The organism is Paraburkholderia unamae (genome assembly GCF_003268775.1).
Classification (GTDB): Bacteria; Pseudomonadota; Gammaproteobacteria; order Burkholderiales; family Burkholderiaceae; genus Paraburkholderia; species Paraburkholderia unamae.
In genome coordinates, this window is sequence record NZ_QLSU01000008.1 from 226,971 (window position 1) to 250,001 (window position 23,031).

Consider the following 23,031-nt stretch of genomic DNA (forward strand, 5'->3'; position numbering starts at 1 on the left):
TGCGAAAATCGACAAGGCGCAATTATCGCGTATTGCTCGCCCGACCATGCCTGAAACGGCCCAACGCCTGCTGGTCGCCCGTCGGGCCGCGCCCGCTCACCTCACGGCAACAGGCCCCTGCTCGCGCACCGATTCGATGCACGCGAGCGCAATGGCGAGCGCGCGGCGCGCGTCCTCGCCGGTCGGCCCGCCAACGGGCTCGCGCTTGCGAACGGCCTGCACGAAGGACGCAAGCTGAACCGTGTAGCCCGCCACGAAATGCTCCGTGTCGCGACGCCATGTGTCTTGCGACACGCCGTGCCGGTCGAACAGCGTCATGCTGGAGCGGCGCACATCGCCCATGGTGACCATGCCGCCCGGACCAAACACCTCGCCGCGAATGTCGTAGCCGTACAGCGCCGAGAAGTTCGCCTCCGCCACCGCGATCGAACCATTGTCGAACCGGATCGTCACGACCGCCGTATCCAGAAAGCCCTTTTCCTTCGCGTCGGGGCGCACGAGCGCGTCGCCCGCCGCGTAGACTTCCGTGGCGCGCGCACCGGCGTTGAGCCACAGCAGCGTGTCGAAGTCGTGGATCAGGGTCTCGTAGAAAATGGTCCAGTGCGGGATGCGCGCGGGATCACCGCCAAATGGGCCGGGGTCGCGCGTGAGCGAGCGCAGCAGTTGCGGCGCACCGATCCGGCCCGCCGCGATTGCCGCGTGGCCTTCGGCAAAGGCTTGATCCCAGCGGCGGTTGAAGCCCACCTGCAACGGCACTTCGGCGCTGCGCGCGGCGGCGATCGCGCGGTCGGCCTCTTCGAGTGTCAGCGCCATCGGCTTTTCGCAAAAGATCGCCTTGCCGGCTTCGGCGGCCTGCACCACGATGTTCGTGTGAAAGCGCGCGGGCGTGGCGATGATGACGGCGTCGAGGCCGGGTTGCGCGAGCAGTTGCGCCACATCCGTATAGGCGTGGTCGACGTCGAGCGCAGCAGCGAGTTTCTCGGCCGCGCCGGGCGCGGGATCGGCAATCGCGACGAGATGGGCGTCCACGAGGCGGCGTGCCACGGTTTCCCCATGAAACGAGCCGATACGGCCCGCGCCGATCAGGCCGATATTGACGGATTTGTTACGCGACATATCAGGAATCCTCTACGTTTTATCTCGCGCACCATGCGATGAGCCGTGGGGCATCGTGCGCGTCTCCAGTGTTGTGTTCTTCCCGCCTGTCCCACGGGGAGCAGGCGTCAGGTCGATCTTAGGACCTGTTCAACACCGCAGACGCGACCGGAAACATCCAGATCGGCTATCCCGATACAAATCAGCAGCTTACGTCGAGCGCCGCGCGCCGGGCGCGCAGCCCGAACGCATAGGCAAGCACGGCGGAAACCAGCAGCATCGCGCTCACGAAGTACAGCCCCAGTGAGTAGTCGCCGCTCACGTCGCGCAGCCGGCCGATCACCATCGGGCCGATCGTGCCGCCTATCAGGCTGCCCATCGCGTTGATGAGCGCAATGCCCGCGGCCGCAGCCGAGCCCGACAGGAACTGCGTGGGCATGCTCCAGAGCGGCGGCTTCGCCGCGTTGATGCCGAAATTCGCGATCGAAAGCCCGACGATCAACACGATGGCGTTGGCGGCGTACCCCGACAGCAGCATGCCGACGCCGGCCGCGAGACACGCAATCGCAACGTGCAGCCGGCGCTCGTTCGTGCGGTCCGAGTGCCGGGCCCAGAGCACCATCGTGAGGACCGCGAACAGATTGGGAATCGCGTTCACCAGGCCCAGCTCGAAATAGCTGAAGCCGAAGCGGTGAATGATCATCGGCGCCCAGATGCCGATGGCGTACAGGCCGGTCGACGTGCCCGCGTAGACGAGCGCCAGCAGCAGCACGCGCGGGTCCTTCACCGCCGCCCAAACGCTCGACTGGCTCTGCGTGGCCTTCGCCTCGCGTTCGCGCCGCATTGCGTCGCTCAGCCACTGCCGCTCGGCGGGCGCGAGCCATCGGGCGTCGTCAGGCCGGTCGGTCAGATAGAAGAACGACACGACGCCGAGCAGCACCGTGGGCGCGCCTTCCACGAGGAACAGCCACTGCCAGCCGTGCAGGTGCGCAACGCCGTCGAGATTCATGAGCGCGCCGGAAATGGGCGAGCCGATCATGTTCGAGAGCGGCGCGGCGGTCATGAACATCGCCGTGACGAATGCGCGATGGCGCGCGGGAAACCAGAAGCTCAGGTAGAGAATGATGCCGGGAAAGAAGCCTGCCTCGGCCAGACCGAGCACGAAGCGCAGCGTGTAGAAGCTGTACGGGCCGCTGGCGAACGCCGTGGCCGCGGAGAGCACGCCCCACACGACCATCAGCAGTGCGATCCATTTTCGCGCGCCAACGCGTTGCAGCACGAGGTTGGACGGCATGCCGGCGGCGATATAGCCCACGAAGAATATGCCCGCGCCAATGCCAAACATGGCCTGCGAGAGCCCGATGTCGTGATTCATCGTGAGGCCCGCGAAGCCGACGTTCACGCGATTCAGAAAGCTCAGGAAATACAGGACGATGATGAACGGCGTGATGCGTCGTGAGACCTTGCGCACGACGCCGGTTTCCAGCGCGGCGGCGTCCTGGGGGTGGACTGCGGCAGTGCTCATGGTTGTCTCCTCCTGTTGCGCGCTGCGCGCGCAACGTCTGGTTTTATCGGTCAGCGTTGTCGTTCAATCACGACGCTTGCCGCTGTTGCGCGGGCAAATCGATGCGGCACCAAGGCTGCGCCGCCCAATGCCTTGCCTCGAACGCGTCGATCGCCTCTTGCTGGCGCAGCGTCATGCCGATCATGTCGAGCCCTTCCACGAGCATCTGCTTCTGGCGCGCAGCCAGCGAAAACGCATAGCGCCGCCCCGAAGGCGTCACCACCACTTCGTTCTCGACATCGATCGAGAGCGTCTTGTCGCCGCCGCCTTCGACTTCCTCGACTAGCGCCTCGACCTGTTCGGGCGGCAGCGTGACGAGCAGCAGCCGGTTGTTCATCGCGTTGAAGTAAAAGATCTCGCCGTAGCCCGGCGCGATCACGGCCTCGAAACCGGCCTGCTGCAAGCCCCACACCGCATGTTCGCGGCTCGATCCGCAGCCGAAGTTCGAGCCGCCGATCAGGATCTTCGCGCCGCGATAGTCGGCGCGATTGAGCACGAAGGCTTCGCGCGCGCGGCCTTCGGCATCGAAGCGCAGGTCGTACAGCAGCCCGCGCGCGAGCCCCGATTTGTCGATGCCGAGCAGGAATTGCTTCGGCATGATCTGGTCGGTGTCGAGGTTGTTGACCGGCAGCGGCGCGGCGACGCCGGAAATCGTGAACGGCTTAGCCATGTGCAAGCTCCTTGCGAATGTCGACGATACGGCCCGCGATCGCGGCGGCGGCGGCCATCGCGGGGCTCATCAAATGGGTGCGGCTGTCGCGTCCCTGGCGTCCTTCGAAATTGCGGTTCGTTGTCGATGCGCAGCGCTCGCCGGGGGCGAGCACGTCGTCGTTCATCGCGAGACACATCGAGCAGCCGGGTTGCCGCCATTCGAAGCCCGCGTCGATCAGCGCCTGCGCAATGCCTTCGCGCTCCGCCTGGTCGCGCACCATGCCCGATCCGGGCACGACCATCGCACGCACCGTCGCGGCCACCTTGCGCCCGCGCACGACCTGTACCACCGCGCGCAGGTCCTCGATGCGCGCATTCGTGCACGAGCCGATGAACACGCGGTCGATCGGCGTGCCCTCGATCGGCGCGCCGGCGCGCAGGCCGATGTAGTCGAGCGCCTTGTGCAGCGTCGCGGCATCGAGCCCCGAGCCTTCGGCGGCGAGAGGCACGCAGCCGTCCACGGGAACCGCCTGGTCCGGGCTCGTGCCCCACGTGACGTAAGGCGCGATGCGCGCGGCGTCGAAGCGATGCTCCGCGTCGAAATGCGCATCGGCGTCGGGGTGCAACTTCGACCACGCCTCACACGCGGCGTCGAGCGTCTTCGCGTCGAGGTCGCGCACCTTGCCGCGCACATAGTCGAGCGTCGTGCGGTCCGGCGCGATCAGCGCGGCGCGCGCGCCCGCTTCCACGGTCATGTTGCACAGGGTCATGCGCGCCTCGGCCGACAGCGCGGCGATGGCCTCGCCCGCGTATTCCACGGCGTAGCCGCGCGCGCCTTGCGCGCCGATCTTCGCGATGATGTGCAGCACGAGATCCTTCGCGGTCGTGCCGGGCGGCAGCGCGCCGTCCACGACAATGCGCATGTCCTTCGCAACGCGGTACACGAGCGTTTGCGTTGCCAGCACGTGCTCGACCTCCGACGTGCCGATGCCGAAGCCGAGCGCACCAAGCGCGCCATAGGTGGTCGTGTGGCTGTCGCCGCACAGCACGACCATGCCGGGACGAATCAGCCCGATCTCGGGCGCGACGACGTGTTCGATGCCCTGCACGGGGTCGTGAATATCGAACAGGTGAATGCCCTGCTCCGCACAATTGCGGGTGAAGTTGGCAGCCTGCTTCGCCGCGTCGACGATCTCGATCGTGCGCGCGGCGACGGGCACCGGCCGACTCGGAATCACGTGATCGACCACGCCCATCTGCTGGCGCGCACGCCGCACGCGCAGTCCCTTTTCGGCCAGACCCGCGAAAGCCTGCGGGCTGGTGTACTCGTTCATGATGTGCAGATCGGCGTAGAGCAGAACGTGCTCGGCGTCGATGGTTGATACGGTATGCGAATCAACCAGTTTTTGATAAAGCGTGTGTGAGGACATGATGAAACCCGACTGAAAATGGTCAAACGGTCGAATCAGCGATCGAGAAACGGCAGCACGTGTTCGAGCAACAGTTGCGGCGCTTCTTCCGCCATGTAGTGTCCGCACGGCAACGCCTCGCCGCTCACGCTTTCGCTCCAGCTTCGCCACTCGGCCAATGGATCGAAGCACTGGCCGACCGTGCCGTGCGCGCCCCACAAGGCGAGGAACGGGCACACGATGCGCTTGCCCGCCGCGAGATCCGCGCGGTCGTGTTCGAGGTCGATCGTGATCGACGCGCGGTAGTCCTCGCAGATGCCGTGCGCCGTGGCCGGGTCCGAGAGGCAGCGCAGATAGTGCGCGTAGGCCTCGGGTGCGAACGGGGCGAGCCCCGCGCTGCGCGCGCCCATGGTCTGCTTCAGATACAGGTCGGGGTCGGCGCGAATCAGCGTTTCCGGAAACGGCGCCGGGCGCACGAGAAAGAACCAGTGCCAGTAGGCCCGCGCGAATGCGAACGAGGTTTGCTCGTACATCGCGACCGTCGGCGCGACGTCGAGCGTCACGAGCCGCGTAACGGCGTGAGGATGATCGACCGCCATGCGCGCGGCGACGCGCCCGCCCCGGTCGTGACCGACGAGCGCGAACGACGCGTAGCCGAGGCCCCGCATGAGTTCGACCTGATCGAGCGCCATGCGGCGCTTGGCGTAGGTGGAATGGTCGGGTGCGCCTTGCGGCTTGCCGCTTTCGCCGTAGCCGCGCAGGTCGGCGACGATCACCGTGAACCGCTCGGCAAGCGCCGGCGCCACCCTGTGCCAGATCGCGTGGGTTTGCGGATGGCCGTGCAGCAGCAGCAGCGCGGGACCGCGCCCGCCCTTGAGCGCGTGAATGCGAACGCCGTCGATATCCGCCGCGACGTTGGTGAAGCCTTCGAACATGCTTGTCTCCCGAAGTGGCTTGCAGTCTAATTGATGCCGTGGGCGATTGGGTTTCCGCAAAAGCAATCCGGTCGTAACTTTCAGGAACGAATCAAACGCAGCGCAGGGAGCGGCGCCATGGATGCATTTTCCGATCTGAACCTGTTTGCGCTGGTGGCGCGCAACCGCAATCTGGCGGCGGCGGCGCGCGAACTGGGGGTCACGCCGCCCGCCGTGAGCAAGCGGCTCGCGCAACTGGAGCAGCGCCTTGGCGTGCGGCTCGTGAACCGCACCACGCGGCGTCTCTCGCTCACGCCGGAAGGCGAGTTGTATCTCGCGAACGGGTCGCGCATTCTCGACGAGCTGTCGGAGCTGGAGCAGCTCGTCACGCGCAGCCGTGGCGAACCCGCGGGCCTCTTGCGCGTGAACGCGTCGTTCGGCTTTGGCCGCACGCATGTCGCGCCCGCCGTGTCGGCATATGTCGAGCGCTTTCCCGCGATGAAGATCCAGTTGCAGTTGACGGAGCGCCCGCTCAGTCTTCAGGAAGAAGGCTTCGATCTCGGCATACGGTTTGGCGAAGTGCCCGACGCGCGCATCAACGCGCGCCTTCTGCTGAAGAACCGGCGCATCGTGTGCGCGTCGCCCGCATATCTAAAGCAGCATGGCAAGCCCGCCGCGCCGCACGATCTCACGAAGCACACATGTATCGTGCTGCGTGAAAATGATTCGGCGTACGGAACATGGCACTTCGCGCGCGGCAAGCGCGCCGAGACCGTGAAGGTCGACGGCGCGCTGTCCAGCAACGACGGCAGCAGCGTGCTGCGCTGGGCGCTCGACGGACGCGGCATTGTCGTGCGCTCGCAGTGGGAAATCGGCGGGCACATCGAGCGCGGGGAACTCGTGCCGCTGCTCGCCGACTGGGCGCTGCCGAACGCCGATATTCACGCGATCTATCTCGAACGCAACAAGCTCTCCGCGAAGCTGCGCAGTTTCGTGGAGTTTCTCGGCGACTATCTGCGCGAGGAGCCCGTGGGGAAAAAGGCGGCGCATGGCAAGGCGGCCCGGCCATGAAACCGGGTCTGCAAACGTCCGCGGCAAACGCGCGAAAAGCCGGCTATAAAACGATGCTTGCACGCGTTAATGCGCGCGTACACCTCCACGGCATAACCAGCGGCTTGTCTCTATACTGATCTCCATGCCGTCCCTGCCTCGCTGTGTGACGCGCAGGTTCCGGCATGCTTCGTACCCGTGTCGCCCTAACCCCCGGACGTTGTCGCTGACGGCCGCGCGCAAGACGCGTGGGCGCGAGAGCGTCTGTCCGCTTCGTGATTCGTACGTAGTTCGAAACAGGAGAGTTTCCGATGAGCACTTTCACCACCCGCGATGGCACGTCGATCTACTACAAAGACTGGGGCAGCGGCCGGCCCGTCGTCTTTTCGCACGGCTGGCCGCTTTCGGCCGATGCCTGGGACGCGCAAATGCTCTTCCTCGTGCAAAACGGCTTTCGCACGATCGCACACGACCGCCGCGGCCACGGCCGCTCCGATCAGCCCGCGAAGGGCAACGACATGGACACCTGGGCCGACGACCTGGCCGAACTGCTCGACAAGCTCGACGTGAAAGACGCCACGCTCGTCGGTCACTCCACGGGCGGCGGCGAAGTCGCGCGCTACATCGGCCGTCACGGCACGAAGCGCGTGGCGGGCGCGGTCCTGATCGGCGCGGTGCCGCCCATCATGATCAAGAGCGAAAAGAATCCGGGCGGCCTGCCCAAGGATGTGTTCGACGGCATCCGCAAGGGCGTGATCGACAATCGCTCGCAGTTCTTCAAGGAACTCGCGGTGCCGTTCTACGGCTTCAACCGCAGCGGCGCGAAAGTCTCGCAGGGCACGATCGACTCGTTCTGGCTGCAAGGCATGCTCGGCGGCATCCTCGCGCTCCATGACTGCGTGCACGAGTTCTCCGAAGTCGACTACACGGAAGACCTCAAGAAGTTCGACGTGCCCACGCTGGTGCTGCACGGCGACGACGACCAGATCGTGCCGATCGACGACGCGGGCAAGCTCTCCGCAAAGATCGTCAAGGACGCCACGCTCAAGATTTATCCGGGCGGCCCGCACGGCATGTGCACGACGATGGCCGACCAGGTCAACGCCGATCTGCTCGCGTTCCTGAACCGCAAGTAACGCGGCTGCGCGCGGCGTGCCCGCTCAACGCGAGCACGCCGTCAACGCCTGCACGTACTGCACCTGCCACGCGGGGTCTTGCCCGAACGCCGCGAGGTCGGCGTGCAAGTCGTTCGCGTAGGCGGCCACGCAGGCGCGGTTGTTCGCCTCCACGGCGCCCGGCATATAAACCATCGCCACAACGACCGCGCCCACCGCCAGCGCGGCAATCGTCAGACCCATCGCCCAACGCCATCCCTCGGCCCCTGCACCCTTTAGCGCCGCTTCGCTCATGGTTATTCTCCTTATTGATTAGCAAGACAATCATCTGCGCAAAAAAAATCGCGCGAGCCACCCTCACGCGAGTCCCTTGCGGATCTCATGCATGCCCGTCACCGTCGACTCGAACAGGTCGGCGCCCACTTGCGCACGCAGGCGCCGCGCGACGTCGGCGCTCGCGCCGTTGATGGGGCCATCGAGCGCCGTGCCGCGCGCCGTGGGAAAGAGCCCCCATTCGCGGCCGTCCGCCTCGCCCTGGCGACGTTCGAGCAGGTCTTTCTCGCACAGGCTGTCGACGAGGCGCGTGGCCGTGGGCCGTGCGATGCCGAGCGTTTGCGCAACGTCGCTCGCCAGGCACCCCGGCTTCGCGAGCACCACGCGCAGCACGAAGCCCTGCGCGGGCGTGAGGCCGAACGGCGCATAGGCGGCGGCCCATTCGCGCTCCACGAGACGCGCGAGCGCCGCCGAATTGAAGTAAAGGCAATGATCGAACATGGCGACATGAAACCATGAATTGATTAGCAAGGCAATCGTTATCGCGAACGCCTGCGGATCGATTTGCGCGGCGGCCTTGCCTCGACACCTTCCGGCCGGCCCCGACGTTCGCCCCCGAAATGACCGCCTCCGGACAAAAATTCTTATATAAGACTGCCCGATTCACGCGTCTTTTTACAAGGGTCTTTACCAGCTTGACAGTGAATGAAGGGCGCGATCGGGAAAACCCTGACGGCGTCATGAGATTGCCCACAACGGCCCGCCAGGCCTTGTCTGACGGGGTTCCGGGACGAAAACGTTTTCAGCGCGAGGCCGCCCGCGCAAGGCAAACGGCCCGCGTTAATGGTCAATTAACATCGCGCAACGGCTTTCCACGATATGAAATTCATGTTCGGTTGCCCCCTGGGCCGCTCCAAAATCAGGCAAAATCCAAGTGTTTCGCCGACTGCGCGCAGCCGGTGGTGTTATCACCCCGTTTTAGAACCCGCCAAGAAGCCGATGAGTACCCAGCAACCCACCATCATCTATACCCTGACCGATGAAGCGCCGCTGCTCGCCACCAGCGCGTTTCTGCCTGTCATCCGCGCCTTCACGGCCCCGGCCGGCGTGAACGTCGAAACCAGCGATATTTCCGTTGCTGGCCGTATCCTCGGCGAGTTCCCGGAATTCCTCACGGAAGACCAGCGCGTGCCGGACAACCTCGCTGAACTGGGGCGTCTCACGCAGCTGCCGGAAACGAACATCATCAAGCTGCCGAACATCAGCGCATCGGTGCCGCAGCTCGTCGCCGCGATCAAGGAACTTCAGGGCAAGGGCTACAAGGTCCCTGACTTCCCCGAAGATCCGAAGACCGACGAAGAAAAGGCAATCCAGAAGCGCTATTCGAAGTGCCTCGGTTCCGCCGTGAACCCGGTGCTGCGCGAAGGCAACTCGGACCGCCGCGCACCGCTCGCGGTCAAGAACTACGCGAAGAAGCACCCGCACAGCATGGGCGAGTGGAGCATGGCTTCGCGCACCCACGTCGCGCACATGAAGCACGGCGACTTCTACCACGGCGAAAAGTCGATCACGCTCGACCGCGCGCGCGAAGTGCGCATGGAACTCGTGACGAAGAGCGGCGAAACCATCGTCCTCAAGCCGAAGGTCTCGCTCCAGGCCGGCGAAATCGTCGACAGCATGTTCATGAGCAAGAACGCGCTGCTGGCCTTCTACGAAGAGCAGATGGAAGACGCGCGCAAGACCGGCGTCATGCTCTCGCTGCACGTGAAGGCGACCATGATGAAGGTTTCGCACCCCATCGTGTTCGGCCACGCCGTGCGCACGTTCTACAAGGACGCGTTCGCGAAGCACGCCAAGCTGTTCGAACAGCTCGGCGTGAACGTCAACAACGGCCTCGTCGATCTCTACACGAAGATCGAAACGCTGCCGGAATCGCAGCGTGAAGAGGTCATTCGCGACATGCACGCGTGCCACGAGCACCGTCCGGCGCTCGCCATGGTCGACTCGGCCAAGGGCATCTCGAACCTGCACGCACCGAACGACGTGATCGTCGACGCGTCGATGCCGGCCATGATCCGCGCAGGCGGCAAGATGTGGGGCGCCGACGGCCGCCCGGCCGACACGAAGTGCCTGATTCCGGAAAGCACGTTCGCGCGCATCTACCAGGAAATCATCAACTTCTGCAAGACCAACGGCGCATTCGACCCGCGCACGATGGGCACGGTGCCGAACGTCGGCCTGATGGCGCAGAAGGCTGAAGAGTACGGTTCGCACGACAAGACGTACGAAATCACGCAGGACGGCACGGCGCGCATCGTCGACAACGCCACGGGCGAAGTGCTCGACGCGCTCACGCAAGAAGTCGAGCAAGGCGACATCTGGCGCATGTGCCTCGTGAAGGACGCGCCGATCCGCGACTGGGTCAAGCTCGCCGTCACGCGCGCGAAGAACTCGAACACGCCGGCCGTGTTCTGGCTCGACCCGTACCGTCCGCACGAAAACGAAGTGATCAAGAAGGTCGAAACGTACCTGAAGGATTACGACCTGACGGGCCTCGACATCCAGATCATGTCGCAAGTGCGCGCCATGCGTTACACGCTCGAGCGCGTGATCCGCGGTCTGGACACGATCTCGGTCACGGGCAACATCCTGCGCGACTACCTGACCGACCTGTTCCCGATCATGGAACTGGGCACCTCGGCCAAGATGCTGTCGATTGTTCCGCTGATGGCCGGTGGCGGCATGTACGAAACGGGCGCGGGCGGTTCGGCGCCGAAGCACGTGCAGCAGCTGGTTCAGGAAGACCACCTGCGCTGGGACTCGCTCGGCGAATTCCTCGCGCTGGCCGTGTCGCTCGAAGACCTCGGCATCAAGACGAACAACGCGCGCGCCAAGCTGCTCGCGAAGACGCTCGACGCCGCCACGGGCAAGCTGCTCGACAACAACAAGGGCCCGTCGCCGAAGACCGGCGAGCTGGACAACCGCGGCAGCCAGTTCTACCTCTCGATGTTCTGGGCGCAGGAACTGGCCGCTCAGAAGGACGACGCGGAACTCGCCGCTCACTTCGCGCCGCTCGCGAAGGCACTGGCCGAAAACGAGCAGAGGATCGTGGGCGAGCTGGCCGCTGTTCAGGGCAAGCCGGTCGACATCGGCGGCTACTACAAGCCGGACTTCGCGAAGCTCGCTGAAGTCATGCGCCCGAGCGCGACGTTCAACGCCGCAATCGCAGCCGCTGCGAAGTAATTGATGGACTGCTCCCCCGTGCGTTGCGCGGGGGAAACGCTCCACCCAATGAATCGAGCCTCCCACATCGCTGTGGGAGGCTCGATTTTTTTTGCCCTTCTTGTCCGATGCGAGCCTTGCGGCCCGCATCGTACTTAAAAAGCTCAGTCGTCCAGCAGCGACAGATCGCGCACGGCGCCCTTGTCGGCCGACATCACGAGCTTGGCGTAGGCCTTCAACGCCGCCGACACCTTGCGCGGACGCGCCTTCACCGGCTTCCAGCCCTTCGCGTTCTGCTCTTCCCGGCGGCGCGCGAGTTCCTCATCGGACACCAGCACGTTGATGGTGCGATTCGGAATGTCGATACGGATCTTGTCGCCGTCGCGCACGAGGCCGATCGCGCCGCCCGCTGCCGCTTCCGGCGAGCAGTGGCCGATCGAGAGGCCCGAGGTGCCGCCCGAGAAGCGGCCGTCGGTCAAGAGCGCGCACGCCTTGCCGAGACCCTTCGACTTGATATAGCTGGTCGGGTAGAGCATTTCCTGCATGCCGGGGCCGCCCTTCGGGCCTTCGTAGCGCACGATCACCACGTCGCCGGCCTTGACCTTGTCGGCGAGGATGTTTTCGACCGCTTCGTCCTGCGACTCGGTCACGTGAGCCGTGCCTTCGAACACGAGGATGCTGTCGTCCACGCCCGCCGTCTTCACCACGCAGCCGTCGACCGCGATATTGCCGGTCAGCACGGCGAGGCCGCCTTCCTTCGAGAACGCGTGCTCGTACGAGCGGATGCAGCCTTCGGCGCGGTCCGAGTCGAGGCTCGGCCAGCGCGTGTTCTGGCTGAACGCCACCTGGCTCGGCACGCCGGCGGGACCGGCCATGTAGAACGTCTTGACCGCTTCGTCCTGCGTGAGCGTGATGTCCCATTGCTTGAGCGCGTCGCCGAGCGTGGGCGCGTGCACGGTCGGCACGTCGGTGTGCAGCTTGCCCGCGCGCTCCAGCTCGCCCAGGATCGCCATGATGCCGCCTGCGCGGTGCACGTCTTCGATGTGGTACTTGTTCGTGTTCGGCGCGACCTTGCACAGCTGCGGCACGACGCGCGAGAGGCGGTCGATGTCGTCCATGCCGAAGTCGATGCCCGCTTCCTGCGCAATGGCCAGCAAGTGCAGGATGGTGTTGGTCGAGCCGCCCATGGCGATGTCGAGCGTCATGGCGTTTTCGAACGCCTTGAAGCCCACCGAGCGCGGCAGCACGCGCTCGTCTTCCTGCTCGTAATACTGGCGCGCGAGTTCCACGATGCGGTGGCCGGCGCGCTTGAAGAGCTGCTCGCGGTCGGCGTGCGTGGCGACCACGGTGCCGTTGCCGGGCAGCGAGAGGCCGAGCGCTTCGGTCAGGCAGTTCATCGAGTTGGCCGTGAACATGCCCGAGCACGAACCGCAGGTCGGGCAGGCGGAGCGCTCGACTTCGGCCACTTCGGCGTCGGAGTACTTGCTGTCGGCCGCGATCACCATGGCGTCGATCAGGTCGAGCTTCTTGACCTCGATGGCCTTGGTCACGGGGTTCGCGAGGCGCGTCTTGCCCGCTTCCATCGGGCCGCCCGAGACGAAGATCACGGGAATGTTCAGGCGCATGGCGGCCATGAGCATGCCCGGGGTGATCTTGTCGCAGTTCGAGATGCAGACCATGGCGTCGGCGCAGTGCGCATTGACCATGTATTCCACCGAATCCGCGATGATGTCGCGGCTCGGCAGCGAATACAGCATGCCGTCGTGACCCATGGCGATGCCGTCATCCACGGCGATCGTGTTGAATTCCTTGGCCACGCCGCCCGCGGCTTCGATTTCGCGCGCAACGAGTTGACCGAGGTCTTTCAGGTGCACGTGGCCGGGCACGAACTGGGTGAACGAGTTGACGACCGCGATGATCGGCTTGGCGAAGTCTTCGTCTTTCATGCCGGTGGCGCGCCACAGGGAACGCGCACCTGCCATGTTGCGGCCGGCGGTGGAGGTTTTGGAACGGTATGCGGGCATTGTGGTTGTTGAAGAAAAATCGCAGAAAGGAAGCGGGCCACGGGAATAAAGGCCCCACACACGCCCTTGCGAACAACCTCTTGAGCTGCGCTCTGGGCAAACCTCCGATTATCCCACACCGCCGCGCGCCGCGCCGACTGCCCATGGTTCGGGCGGCAATGCACGCACTTGGCGCGTTTTTTTAGCCGCCCGTCATGCGCGCTTCGCATGATCGGCGCGCTGCGTATTTTTGACAGCGGATGTCGCGCGAAAATTGGCGGCGTATTGTGGCTTTCAGGCGTTGATAGCACGCCCGGCAATACGAATAACGGGGAGCAATATGAAGCACTGGCATCAAGCACGGCGGCACGTCACGCTCGCCGTGACGGGTCTCACGCTCGGGCTGGCCGCGGCGGGCGCCGGCGTCGGTCTATGGCTGCACGCACTGCACGGCGGCGCGAACGCAGGCGGCGAGTCCGCCTCGGTCGCTGCGATTCTGCTGGGCGTGTTTCTCGCGATCTGCGCGGGCCACGAACTCTGGCGCGTGAGATTGCGCTGAGCGAGGGGCCTGCGCATGCAGGCCCCTCGCACCCGGTGCCGATCAGGGCCAATCCGGCGCCGATCAGCCTTTCAGCGCCTGCTCCAGCGCCTCCAGACAGCGCGCGTTCTGCGCCGCGGTGCCTGCGGAAATGCGCAGCCATTGCGGCAGGCCGTACACGCCCACGGGGCGCACGATCACGCCCTGGCGCAACAGGCACGCGTTGACGGCGGCAGCGTCGCCCACCTGCACGAGCACGAAATTCGCGCGCGAACGCAAATACGCGAGTCCCAGCCGGTCGCAGCCCGCATAGAGCTGCGCCAGGCCGCGCGCATTTTCCGCGCGACTGCACGCGAGGAACGCCTCGTCGTCCAGCGCCGCCACGGCGGCGCGTTCGGCCTGCTCCGTCACGACGAATGCGGGACGGATGCGATTGAGCAAGGCCGCCAGTTCGGGCTGCGCGACGCCGTAACCCACGCGCAGCCCCGCGAGCCCATACGCCTTCGAGAACGTACGCGTGACGATCAGGTTCGGATGGCGGCGCACCCAGGCGAGGCTGTCGTAGCGGTCCTCATCGGGCAAATACTCGAAATAGGCCTCGTCGAGCACGATGGGCACATGGGCGGGCACGCGCGCAATGAAGCGTTCGAGCTGCGGACCCGGCACGAACGAGCCGGTCGGGTTGCCGGGGTTCGCGAGGTACACGAGCCCCGTGTCGTCGTCGATGGCGGCCAGCATCGCGTCGAGATCGCAGCCGAAGCCGCGCGCCGGCACGACACGGTGGCCGGCCCCCGTGCGCTGGACCGCGTTCACGAAAGCCTGAAACGAGTATTGCGCATACACCGCGTGGCGGCCCGGTTCGAGAAACGCCGTGGCCGCGAGACCCAGTATGCACTCCGAACCATTTCCGGTCACGAGCCAGTCAGGCGGCACATCGAGCTTGCGCGACAGCGCGCTCACGAGCGCGTGGCAGTCGTTGTCGGGATAACGCGCGAGCGCATTCGTTTCCTGGGCGAGCGCGAGGCGCGCCGCCGCGCTCATGCCTAGCGGGTTCTCGTTCGAAGCGAGCTTCACGATCGCCTCGGCCGCCACGCCGATTTCGCGCGCGTGCGCTTCAATCGGCTTGCCCGGCTGATACGGCTTCGACGCGCGGATATGGGCCGGCAAACGCCACACCGGCGCTTCGTTCACTTCACTCATCGATGCAACCTCCCTGGATCGCTTTCAGTTCAAAGAATTCCTCGACGCCGTAGCGGCCGTTCTCGCGGCCGATGCCCGAGCGCCGGTAGCCGCCGAACGGCGCGGCGAGGTTCTGCGCCGCGCCGTTGATCACCACCTGCCCCGTGCGCAGGCGGCGCGCCAGGCGCAGCGCGCGGCGCGGGTCGGCGCTCCACACGCCGCCCGAAAGGCCGTAGTCGCTATCGTTCGCCATCCTGACCGCTTCGTCTTCGTCGTCGTAACTCATGAGCGCGAGCACCGGCCCGAACACCTCCTCGCGCGCCAGCGTCATAGACGGCTTGACGTCGCTGAACACCGTGGGACGCACGAAGTGGCCGCCGCTGATGCCCGGCGGGCGGCCCGCGCCACCCGTCACAAGCCGCGCGCCTTCGTCCAGCGCCGTGGCGATGTGGCGCTGCACGGCTTCGAACTGCCGCAGGTTCGCCACGGGGCCGAGCCGCGTTTGCGGGTCGGTCGGCTCGCCGCATTGCCAATCGGCCGCGTGGCGCTCGCACAGCGCTTCCACCTCGGCAAGCCGCGCGCGCGGCACGATGAGGCGCGTTTGCGCCGCGCAAATCTGGCCGCTGTTCGTGAAGCACTGGCGCAGCACCGTGGGTACGGCGTCGGCAAGCGGCGCGTCGTCCAGCAGAATGGTCGCCGACTTGCCGCCCAGTTCCAGCGCGACCTTCTTCACCGTGTCGGCGGCGGCGAGGGCAACCGCGCGACCGCCCGCCAGCGAACCTGTGAAACTCACCATGTCGACCAGCGGGTGCGCGGCGAGCGCCGCGCCGGTGCCGGGTCCGTCGCCCCAAACGAGATTGAATACGCCTGGCGGCAGATCCGCCTCGTGCATGATGCGCGCGAAGCGGCGCGCCGCGAGCGGCGCTAGCTCGCTGGGCTTGAGCACGACGGTGCAGCCGGCCGCGAGCGCCGCGCCCACCTTCGCGACGATCTGGTGCAGCGGGAAATTCCACGGCGTGATGGCCGCCACCACGCCCACCGGTTCGCGCACCACGAGCGAGTGCGCGATGCGCGTCTCGTGCTCGATCTCGCTCATGGCCTGGATCGCGAGTTCGAGGTTGCGCAGCGGCATGGGCACCTGCATCTGGCGAGAAACCCATAGCGGCACGCCAATTTCGCTTGCGAGATCGCTCGCGAATCCTTCGATATCCTGAGCGATGGCGTCACGCACGCGCCTGAGAGCGGCGCTGCGTATCGACACGGGCGTCGTCGCCCAGCCGTCGAACGCGAGCCGCGCGGCGCGCACGGCGGCGTCCACTTCGGCGGCATCGCACACGGCCACCATGGCGACCTGCCTGCCGCTGCATGGATCGCAGGCGGCGAGCCGCGCGTGCCCCGCCACCGGCACCCAGCGTCCGTTGCAATAGTACGAATCGAGTGTTTGCATGACGCCTCCTTACGCCGCCTTCGCCGGCTCGCCGAGCGGATTCGGCGGCGCTTCGCGCCCCGCCAGCTTGAGCGGCGCCTTCAGGCGGAAGAGGTGCCACGGGCTCGGCATTTCGCCTACCTGCGCCTCGATCACCACCGGCGCGCGCGCCGCAATCGCGTTGCGCACCGCGCCTTCCAGTTGTTCCGCGTTCTGCACGCGCTCGAAGTCGAGGTCGAACGCCGCCGCAAGCCGGTCGAAATGCGGATTGCACAGCTCGACGGCGATGTTCTCGCCGAATGTCTGCTTCTGGATCGTGCGCACGTTGCCGAAGTGGCCGTCGTTGAACACCACGGTCACGAGACCGAGCCCGTACTTGCGCGCCGTGGCGAGTTCCTGCATGTTCCAGCCGAAGCCGCCGTCGCCGTTGATGCTGACCACGGCGCGCCCCGGATTGCCTGCCGCCGCGCCCAGCGCCGTTGCGAAGCCGTAGCCGAGCGTGCCCTGGTACCCCGGCGTGATGAAGGTGCCCGGCTGGTAGACCGGATACATCAGGCGTGCGAAGTAACCCACCTGGGTCAATTCGTTCACGAGAATGCCGTCGTCGGGTATCGCACGGCGCAGCGCGCGCGTATAGGCGCTTTGCGGCTCGATTTCGTCGGCCTGGCGTTGCGCCCAGGCGCGCACGAGATCGAGGTCCACGCTCACGCGGCGCGGCGTGTCGGCCAGCGCGTCGCACAGCGCGTTCAGGCCGGCAAGCGCGTCACTGGCAATGCCGAGCCCGGGCGCACGCGGCGCGGACCAGTCCGCCGCATCCACATTCAGATAGATATAGCGGATGCCCGCGGCGGGCCACGAAGGCTGCGGCGTCATGATGTCGAGAAAACGGCTGCCGACCACCAGCACCACGTCGGCGTGGGCGAACACGGCGCGCCCCGCAAGCGTGTTGAGCGCAAGCGGATGGCGGCTGGAAAGCGCGCCATGCGCGTTGTCGTCGAGCACCACGGGCGCTTGCAGCTTTTCCGCGAAGCGCCGCAACGCTTCGCTCGCGCCCGCGGCCAGCACGCCGCCGCCCGCGTAAATCACCGGAAAGCGCGCGCGTTCGAGCAGCGCGACGGCTTCGTCGATGGCGCGTGCATCGGGACGCGCGCGGCCTGCGTCGTCTTCGTTGGCGGGCGGGTCGATCAGCGCGATATCGGCGCTGGCGCTGAGCAGGTCGTGCGAGATTTCGATGCCGACCGGCCGCGGCCGCCCGCTCCTGAGCTGCCGCACCGCCTCGCGCACCAGCGCGGGAATGGCCTGTGGCGTAGGCGCGCCGCCCTGCCATTTCGTCACGCTCGCAAGCACCTGGCTCTGGTTGGGAATTTCATGCAGCAGTCCGAAGTTCTTGCCTACGCCGCTCGAATGAATATTGCCGCTGATCGCCAGCACGCGCGAATTGCACGCGTACGCCGTGGAGAGTCCGGCCATGGCGTTGAGCAGGCCCGGCCCCGGCACCACCATGCTCACGCCAATGCGCCCCGTGGTGCGCGCGTAGCCGTCGGCCATATAGGCGGTGGCCTGTTCGTGGCGCGGCACCCAGTAGCGCAGCGCGTCGCCGTGCTGGCGCAGCGCCTCCACGGCCCAGTCGAGTTGCACGCCCGGAATGCCGAAGATGTCGGTCACGCCTTCGCGCACGAGCTGGCGCACGAGCGCCTGTCCGCCTGTCATGTTCATGAGTCGAATCCTTGTGTAGTGACAACGAAGAGAGTTGAGAGTGAGATCAGCCGCGCAGCGCCGCGTCGGGCGCCTCGCCGGAGTCGGCAACCATGCGCCGCATGCAGGCGACGCCCGGCAGCGCGAACGTCGCCACGAGCCCGCACACCGCGCCGAAGATCACGTAGTAGGCCGGGGCCATGCGATCGCCCGTGGTGACGATCAGCCAGGTCACGATGAAGGGCGTGAAGCCGCCGAAAATCGTGGTCGAAACGTTGTAGCTGACCGCCAGGCCGCTGGAGCGCCCGCGCACCGGAAACATCTCGGCCAGCGCCGTGGAAAGCGGCCCGAGCACGGCCGCGCCGAGCACGCCGAACAGCAGTTCGATGGCGAGCAGCGTAGCGAGCGTGGGCGCCGCCTTCAGCCACGCGAACGACGGCCACACCGCCAGCAGGCAGAACGCGAAGCCCCATGCGATCACGCGCTTGCGTCCGGTGCGATCGGAGAGCGCGCCGAACAGCGGGCACGCGAGAATGCGCACCACGCCCGAGCCCGCGATCACGATGAACGGCGTGGCGGCCGGCATCCGGAGGTATTGCACCGCGTAGGTGGGCATGTAGATGTTGAAGACGAACTGCATGATCGTTGAGCCCGCAACGAGTCCGCCTGCAATCAGCATCTCGCGCCAGTAGCCCGTGAACAGTTGTCCGAAGGACAGGCGCGGCTCGCGATCGCGCGTGGCGCGGAACACTTCGGGCTCGTCCACGCTGCGGCGGATATACAGACCCACGGGCCCGAGCAGCAGGCCGAACATGAACGGCAGGCGCCAGCCCCACGATTCGAGCTGCGCGGTGGTGAGCCCCTCGGTGATGAGCACGCCCGCGAGCGCGGCGAGCACACCCGCCACGGCCTGCGCGAACATCTGGAAGCTGCCGAAGAGACCGCGCTGGTTCGCGGGTGCGTACTCCACGAGCATCGACGTCGCACTGCCGAATTCGCCGCCCGCCGACACGCCCTGCAACACACGCGCAACGACCATGATGACGGTGGCAGTGACTCCGGCCTCGGCATAGGTGGGCGCGAAACCGATCAGCGCGGTGGCGATCGTCATCATGACGATCACGAGCAGAAGCGCCGCCTTGCGCCCCGCGCGGTCGGCGTAGATGCCGAGCGCGATGCCGCCAAGCGGGCGCGCGACGAACGACACGCCGAAGGTCGCGGCCGTGAGCAGCGTGGCCGAGGCGCCCGCGCCGGCGGGGAAGAAGTGGCGCGAAATCACGCCCATCAGATAGCCGAACGCGATGAAGTCGTACCACTCCAGCACGTTGCCGATGGTCGACGCGAAAATCACGCGCCGATGTTTGAGCAGTTCCTGCATGTCTCCAGCCTCCTGTTGGCGTTATCGCGCCCCGCTCGCTGCCGGGCGGCGTTCCCGGCTGAGCGGGATCCGATGACCCGAATCGTGGCATTTTGGAGATAACCAAGGAAGTCAAAATTCGCTATCATGATCGCCTTTAGCGATCACTCAGACCGCCCGGACGCGGCCCGGCACGATGACACTCCAGCAACTGCGCGACTTCCGCGCGATCGTGAGCCACGGCGGCGTGCGCGCGGCCGCGCGCGCCTTGGGCGTTTCCCAGGCGGGGCTGACCAAGAGCCTCACGCGGCTCGAAGAATCGGTGCAGGCCGAGCTGTTCGTGCGCACGCCGCGCGGCGTGGCGCTCACGGCGTTCGGCGAAAGCCTGCTCGAACATGCGGCCGTGATCCTGCGCGAGTGCGACCGCGCCGAGGCCAACCTGAACCAGTTGCGCGGCGACGAGGCGGGCGAAATCGATCTGGGTGTCTCACCCGCGCCGTCCATCCACTTGCTGCCCGCCGTGCTGCCCGAGTTCCGGCGGCGCTTTCCGCGCGCGCGCCTGCATGTGCAGCACGGTCTCGCGCATTCGCTGCTGCCCGCGGTGCGCTCGGGCCAGCTCGATATTGCCGTCACGCCCGTGCCCGAGCCCTTCGACGACACCGGGCTGCACACCATTCCGCTCTTTCCCACCGAGCCTTCCATCGTCGGGCGGCGCGGCCACCCGCGCGCGCACTGCCGCTCGATACGGGAGCTGGCCGACTGCGAGTGGATCGTGACGGGCGTGGCCGACAGCATGGGCGTGCCCGGCAGCAGCATCGTCGACCTGTTCGCGGAAGCCGGGCTCGGGCCGCCCAATATCGCCGTGGTGTGCGATTCGCTGTTCGACACGCTCTCGCTGATCGCGAGCACCGACCTGCTCGCGCCGCTGCCGCAAACGGCGCTCACGCACAGCCTCATGCGCGAGGGCCTCGCGCGCATTCCGATAGTCGAGGCGCAGAAGGTCTACACGATTTGCGTGGTGCATCGCGCGAGCCCGCCGCTCGCGCCCATCGCGGCTTCGCTTGCGGCCATGCTCGTTTCGTACGCGAAGATCGGGCGCGGGTTGCGGGGCGCGTGAATCGTCATTTGAGCCGGCAGATCAAGCGGCTCAGTCGCCGTCGCCGTCTTCCTGTTCCACGCCGCTGCGCTGCGCCTCGCGCCGCGTCAGCTCGCTTGCGCGCGCCTCCAGCCGCGTGAGCAGCGCGTCGAGTTGCTGCGCCTCCCCGTCGCTCAGGCAATCCATGAATTCGAGGTTGTAGCGCAGCCCCGCCGCGCGCGCCCGCTCGTAGACGGCCAGCCCCGCCTCGGTCAGCGCGAGCGCGACGATGCGCTTGTTCGACGGCAGCCGCCGGTTGGCGACCAGCCCCTTCTTCACGAGTTGCGCGACCGCGCGGCTCGTCACCACGGTGTCGAGCGCCGCGAGTTGCGCAAGATGCGTGAGGCTCAGCTCGGGATAGCGGCCGACGAACGCGATGATGCGCCACTCGCGACGGCTGATGCCGATCTCGCGGCGAAACATCAGGCCCACGCCCTGGGTGGCGATGCGCGAGAGATTATGGATGCGATAGAGCAGAAATTCTTCGATATGCCCCGGGTTCTTCAATGCGGGGCTTGCGGTCGGCGCCGCGGCAGGAGGGGCGGATTTGGAACGCGGCACGTTGGAGTCGAGGCAATCGCGGAGAACAAGGCAGTCCGGCCCCTCATTATGCCGTTTCGCCGCACGGCGCAGAACGCGGGAAAACGTGGGCGCGCAACGCCGCAAGCCTGGCCCGGCCATGTCATTGTGCAACCGCACATACGTTTGATTAGGTCAATCGTCGGCGGCTTCCCTAACATCGCCCGCATAGGCCCCGCAACACGAGCACCCACACCAACCACGCGCCCCGCGCGAGAGACACCCGCATGACCGCCACCCGCAACGTTCTCTTCATCATGTGCGACCAGCTGCGCCGCGATCACCTCGGCTGCTACGGTCATCCCTGGCTGCGCACGCGCAACATCGACGCCCTCGCCGCGCGCGGCGTGCGCTTCGACAACGCCTACGTCACCTCGGGCGTGTGCGGCCCGTCGCGCATGTCGTACTACACCGGCCGCACCATGACGAGCCACGGCGCGAACTGGAACCGCGTGCCGCTCTCGATCGGCGAGATCACGCTCGGCGAGTATCTGCAACGCCACGGCCGCACGCTCGCGCTCGCGGGCAAGACCCACGTGCAGGTGGACGAGCACGGCATGCGCCGCCTCGAAATCGCGCGCGCCAGCGAACTCGGCCAGCGCCTGTGCACGGGTTCCTTCCTCGAACTCGACCGCTACGACGGCCACCACGAACCCGGCCGCGAGAGCGGCTATCCGGCCTACCTGCGCAGCCACGGCTACGAGAGCGAGCGCCCGTGGAGCGATTTCGTCATCAGCGTCGAGGACGACGAGGGCAAGGTGCAGTCGGGCTGGAAAATGCGCAACGTGCGCTGGCCCGCGCGCGTAGCCGAGCCGCATTCGGAAACGGCATACATGACGCGCCAGGCGATCCGCTACATCGAGCAGCAGGGCGACACGCCGTGGACGCTGCATCTCTCGTACGTGAAACCGCACTGGCCGTATGTCGCGCCGCGCCCCTATCACGACCTGTACTCGCTCGACCAGTGCCTGCCGCCCGTGCGCCGCCGCGCGGAACGCGACAACCCGCACCCGGTGCTCGGCGCGTATCACCAGCATGAAGAGAGCCTCAACTTCGCGCGCGACGAAGTCTCGAACACGGTGCGCCCTGTCTATCAGGGCTTGATCCAGCAGATCGACGATCACCTGGGCGAGCTGTGGGACACGCTGGAGAAGCTCGGGCGCTGGCAGGACACGCTGATCGTTTTCACGGCCGATCACGGCGACTTCCTCGGCGACCACTGGCTCGGCGAGAAAGAAATGTTCTACGACACCGTGCAGCGCGTGCCCTTTATCGTCTACGATCCGTCCGCCGCCGCCGACACCACGCGCGGCACGCGCGAGGCGCGCTTCGTCTCGGGCGTCGACGTCGTGCCCACCGTGCTCGACGCGCTCGGGCTGCCGAAGTACGAGGAGCGCGTGGAAGGCGCCTCGCTCCTGCCGCTCACGCGCGCCGACGCCGCGCAAACCGAAGACTGGCGCAGCTACGTAGTCTCGGAGCTCGACTACAGCTTTCGCGGCGCGCGCCTCACGCTCGGGCGCAAGCCCGACGAATGCCGCGGCTGGATGGTGCGCGACGAGCGCTGGAAATACGTGTACTGGCAAGGCTATCGCCCGCAGCTTTTCGACCTCGCCAACGACCCCGACGAGTTCGTCGATCTCGGCGCCGAAGCGAGCCACGAGGCCGAACGCACGCGCATGCACGCGAAGCTCGCGCAGTGGCACGGCGCGCTCAAGCAGCGCGTGACGGTCGATACGCCCACCGTCGAATCGAAAACCAACACGCACAAGGACTGGGGCGTGTTCTTCGGCGAGTGGTGAGCGCCAAGCCCCGGCCCGACACACCGA

Annotated in this window: 19 protein-coding genes; 6 read left to right on the top strand and 13 right to left on the bottom strand. The window is 66.5% G+C overall.

The window, feature by feature from the left end; all coding sequences use genetic code 11:
- Positions 1-96 precede the first annotated feature (96 nt).
- From C7401_RS15695 to C7401_RS15715, 5 genes are all read right to left on the bottom strand, one after another.
- On the bottom strand, positions 97-1,116 hold the full coding sequence (locus C7401_RS15695) for a Gfo/Idh/MocA family oxidoreductase (RefSeq protein ID WP_112172303.1): 1,020 nt from the start codon (positions 1,114-1,116) through the stop codon (positions 97-99).
- A gap of 181 nt (positions 1,117-1,297) precedes the next feature.
- Entirely contained in the window at positions 1,298-2,620 is a 1,323-nt protein-coding gene (locus C7401_RS15700) for an MFS transporter (RefSeq protein ID WP_112172304.1), read from the bottom strand.
- Between the two features lie 67 nt (positions 2,621-2,687).
- Complete coding sequence (gene leuD / locus C7401_RS15705) at positions 2,688-3,329, bottom strand: 3-isopropylmalate dehydratase small subunit (RefSeq protein WP_112172305.1); 642 nt, start codon at positions 3,327-3,329, stop codon at positions 2,688-2,690.
- Entirely contained in the window at positions 3,322-4,740 is a 1,419-nt protein-coding gene (gene leuC, locus C7401_RS15710; RefSeq protein ID WP_112172306.1) for a 3-isopropylmalate dehydratase large subunit, read from the bottom strand. Before leuC ends, leuD begins: the two co-directional genes overlap by 8 nt.
- A 35-nt stretch (positions 4,741-4,775) precedes the next feature.
- The gene (locus tag C7401_RS15715; RefSeq protein WP_112172307.1) at positions 4,776-5,654 is read right to left on the bottom strand and encodes an alpha/beta fold hydrolase; all 879 of its coding nucleotides are present in this window, start codon (positions 5,652-5,654) and stop codon (positions 4,776-4,778) included.
- A 117-nt stretch (positions 5,655-5,771) separates the two neighbouring features.
- On the opposite strand from C7401_RS15715, the gene C7401_RS15720 reads away from it, so the two are divergent.
- Together C7401_RS15720 and C7401_RS15725 are read left to right on the top strand one after the other, a co-directional pair.
- Positions 5,772-6,704: a LysR family transcriptional regulator gene (locus tag C7401_RS15720; protein WP_112172308.1), complete on the top strand. Its 933-nt coding sequence runs from the start codon at positions 5,772-5,774 to the stop codon at positions 6,702-6,704.
- 290 nt (positions 6,705-6,994) lie between these two features.
- Positions 6,995-7,819 carry an alpha/beta fold hydrolase gene (locus C7401_RS15725; RefSeq protein WP_112172309.1) on the top strand — a complete coding sequence of 275 codons (825 nt, stop codon included), beginning with the start codon at positions 6,995-6,997 and terminating at the stop codon, positions 7,817-7,819.
- Positions 7,820-7,843: 24 nt separating this feature from the next.
- Here C7401_RS15725 and C7401_RS15730 read toward each other — a convergent pair whose 3' ends face one another.
- Positions 7,844-8,092 (bottom strand): hypothetical protein, encoded by a 249-nt coding sequence (locus C7401_RS15730; protein ID WP_146757931.1) that lies wholly within the window; start codon positions 8,090-8,092, stop codon positions 7,844-7,846.
- A 63-nt stretch (positions 8,093-8,155) separates the two neighbouring features.
- Positions 8,156-8,572 carry a MarR family winged helix-turn-helix transcriptional regulator gene (locus tag C7401_RS15735; protein WP_112172311.1) on the bottom strand — a complete coding sequence of 139 codons (417 nt, stop codon included), beginning with the start codon at positions 8,570-8,572 and terminating at the stop codon, positions 8,156-8,158.
- Positions 8,573-9,070: 498 nt separating this feature from the next.
- Here C7401_RS15735 and C7401_RS15740 point away from each other — a divergent pair, with 498 nt between their 5' ends.
- Positions 9,071-11,314, top strand: a complete 2,244-nt coding sequence (locus C7401_RS15740) for an NADP-dependent isocitrate dehydrogenase (protein WP_112172312.1) — start codon at positions 9,071-9,073, stop codon at positions 11,312-11,314.
- 143 nt (positions 11,315-11,457) lie between these two features.
- Here C7401_RS15740 and ilvD read toward each other — a convergent pair whose 3' ends face one another.
- Entirely contained in the window at positions 11,458-13,317 is a 1,860-nt protein-coding gene (gene ilvD / locus C7401_RS15745; protein ID WP_112172313.1) for a dihydroxy-acid dehydratase, read from the bottom strand.
- Positions 13,318-13,636: 319 nt separating this feature from the next.
- Here ilvD and C7401_RS15750 point away from each other — a divergent pair, with 319 nt between their 5' ends.
- Positions 13,637-13,855, top strand: coding sequence for a hypothetical protein (locus C7401_RS15750; protein ID WP_112172314.1), 219 nt, complete (start codon positions 13,637-13,639; stop codon positions 13,853-13,855).
- A gap of 63 nt (positions 13,856-13,918) precedes the next feature.
- Here the strand turns inward: C7401_RS15750 and hisC are convergent, their stop codons facing one another.
- The 4 genes from hisC to C7401_RS15770 are packed head-to-tail and all read right to left on the bottom strand — an operon-like array spanning position 13,919 to position 19,512.
- Positions 13,919-15,034 (bottom strand): histidinol-phosphate transaminase, encoded by a 1,116-nt coding sequence (gene hisC / locus C7401_RS15755; RefSeq protein WP_112172315.1) that lies wholly within the window; start codon positions 15,032-15,034, stop codon positions 13,919-13,921.
- Positions 15,027-16,460 (bottom strand): aldehyde dehydrogenase family protein, encoded by a 1,434-nt coding sequence (locus C7401_RS15760; protein WP_112172316.1) that lies wholly within the window; start codon positions 16,458-16,460, stop codon positions 15,027-15,029. Before C7401_RS15760 ends, hisC begins: the two co-directional genes overlap by 8 nt.
- A 9-nt stretch (positions 16,461-16,469) precedes the next feature.
- Positions 16,470-18,155 (bottom strand): thiamine pyrophosphate-dependent enzyme, encoded by a 1,686-nt coding sequence (locus C7401_RS15765; RefSeq protein ID WP_112172317.1) that lies wholly within the window; start codon positions 18,153-18,155, stop codon positions 16,470-16,472.
- Between the two features lie 46 nt (positions 18,156-18,201).
- Complete coding sequence (locus tag C7401_RS15770; protein ID WP_112172318.1) at positions 18,202-19,512, bottom strand: MFS transporter; 1,311 nt, start codon at positions 19,510-19,512, stop codon at positions 18,202-18,204.
- Between the two features lie 175 nt (positions 19,513-19,687).
- Here C7401_RS15770 and C7401_RS15775 point away from each other — a divergent pair, with 175 nt between their 5' ends.
- Positions 19,688-20,608, top strand: coding sequence for a LysR substrate-binding domain-containing protein (locus tag C7401_RS15775; RefSeq protein WP_112172319.1), 921 nt, complete (start codon positions 19,688-19,690; stop codon positions 20,606-20,608).
- 30 nt (positions 20,609-20,638) lie between these two features.
- Here C7401_RS15775 and C7401_RS15780 read toward each other — a convergent pair whose 3' ends face one another.
- The gene (locus C7401_RS15780; protein ID WP_224044295.1) at positions 20,639-21,133 is read right to left on the bottom strand and encodes a MarR family winged helix-turn-helix transcriptional regulator; all 495 of its coding nucleotides are present in this window, start codon (positions 21,131-21,133) and stop codon (positions 20,639-20,641) included.
- Positions 21,134-21,432: 299 nt separating this feature from the next.
- Between C7401_RS15780 and C7401_RS15785 the strand changes: the two genes are divergently transcribed.
- Positions 21,433-23,004 (top strand): sulfatase-like hydrolase/transferase, encoded by a 1,572-nt coding sequence (locus C7401_RS15785; protein WP_112172321.1) that lies wholly within the window; start codon positions 21,433-21,435, stop codon positions 23,002-23,004.
- Positions 23,005-23,031: the final 27 nt, after the last annotated feature.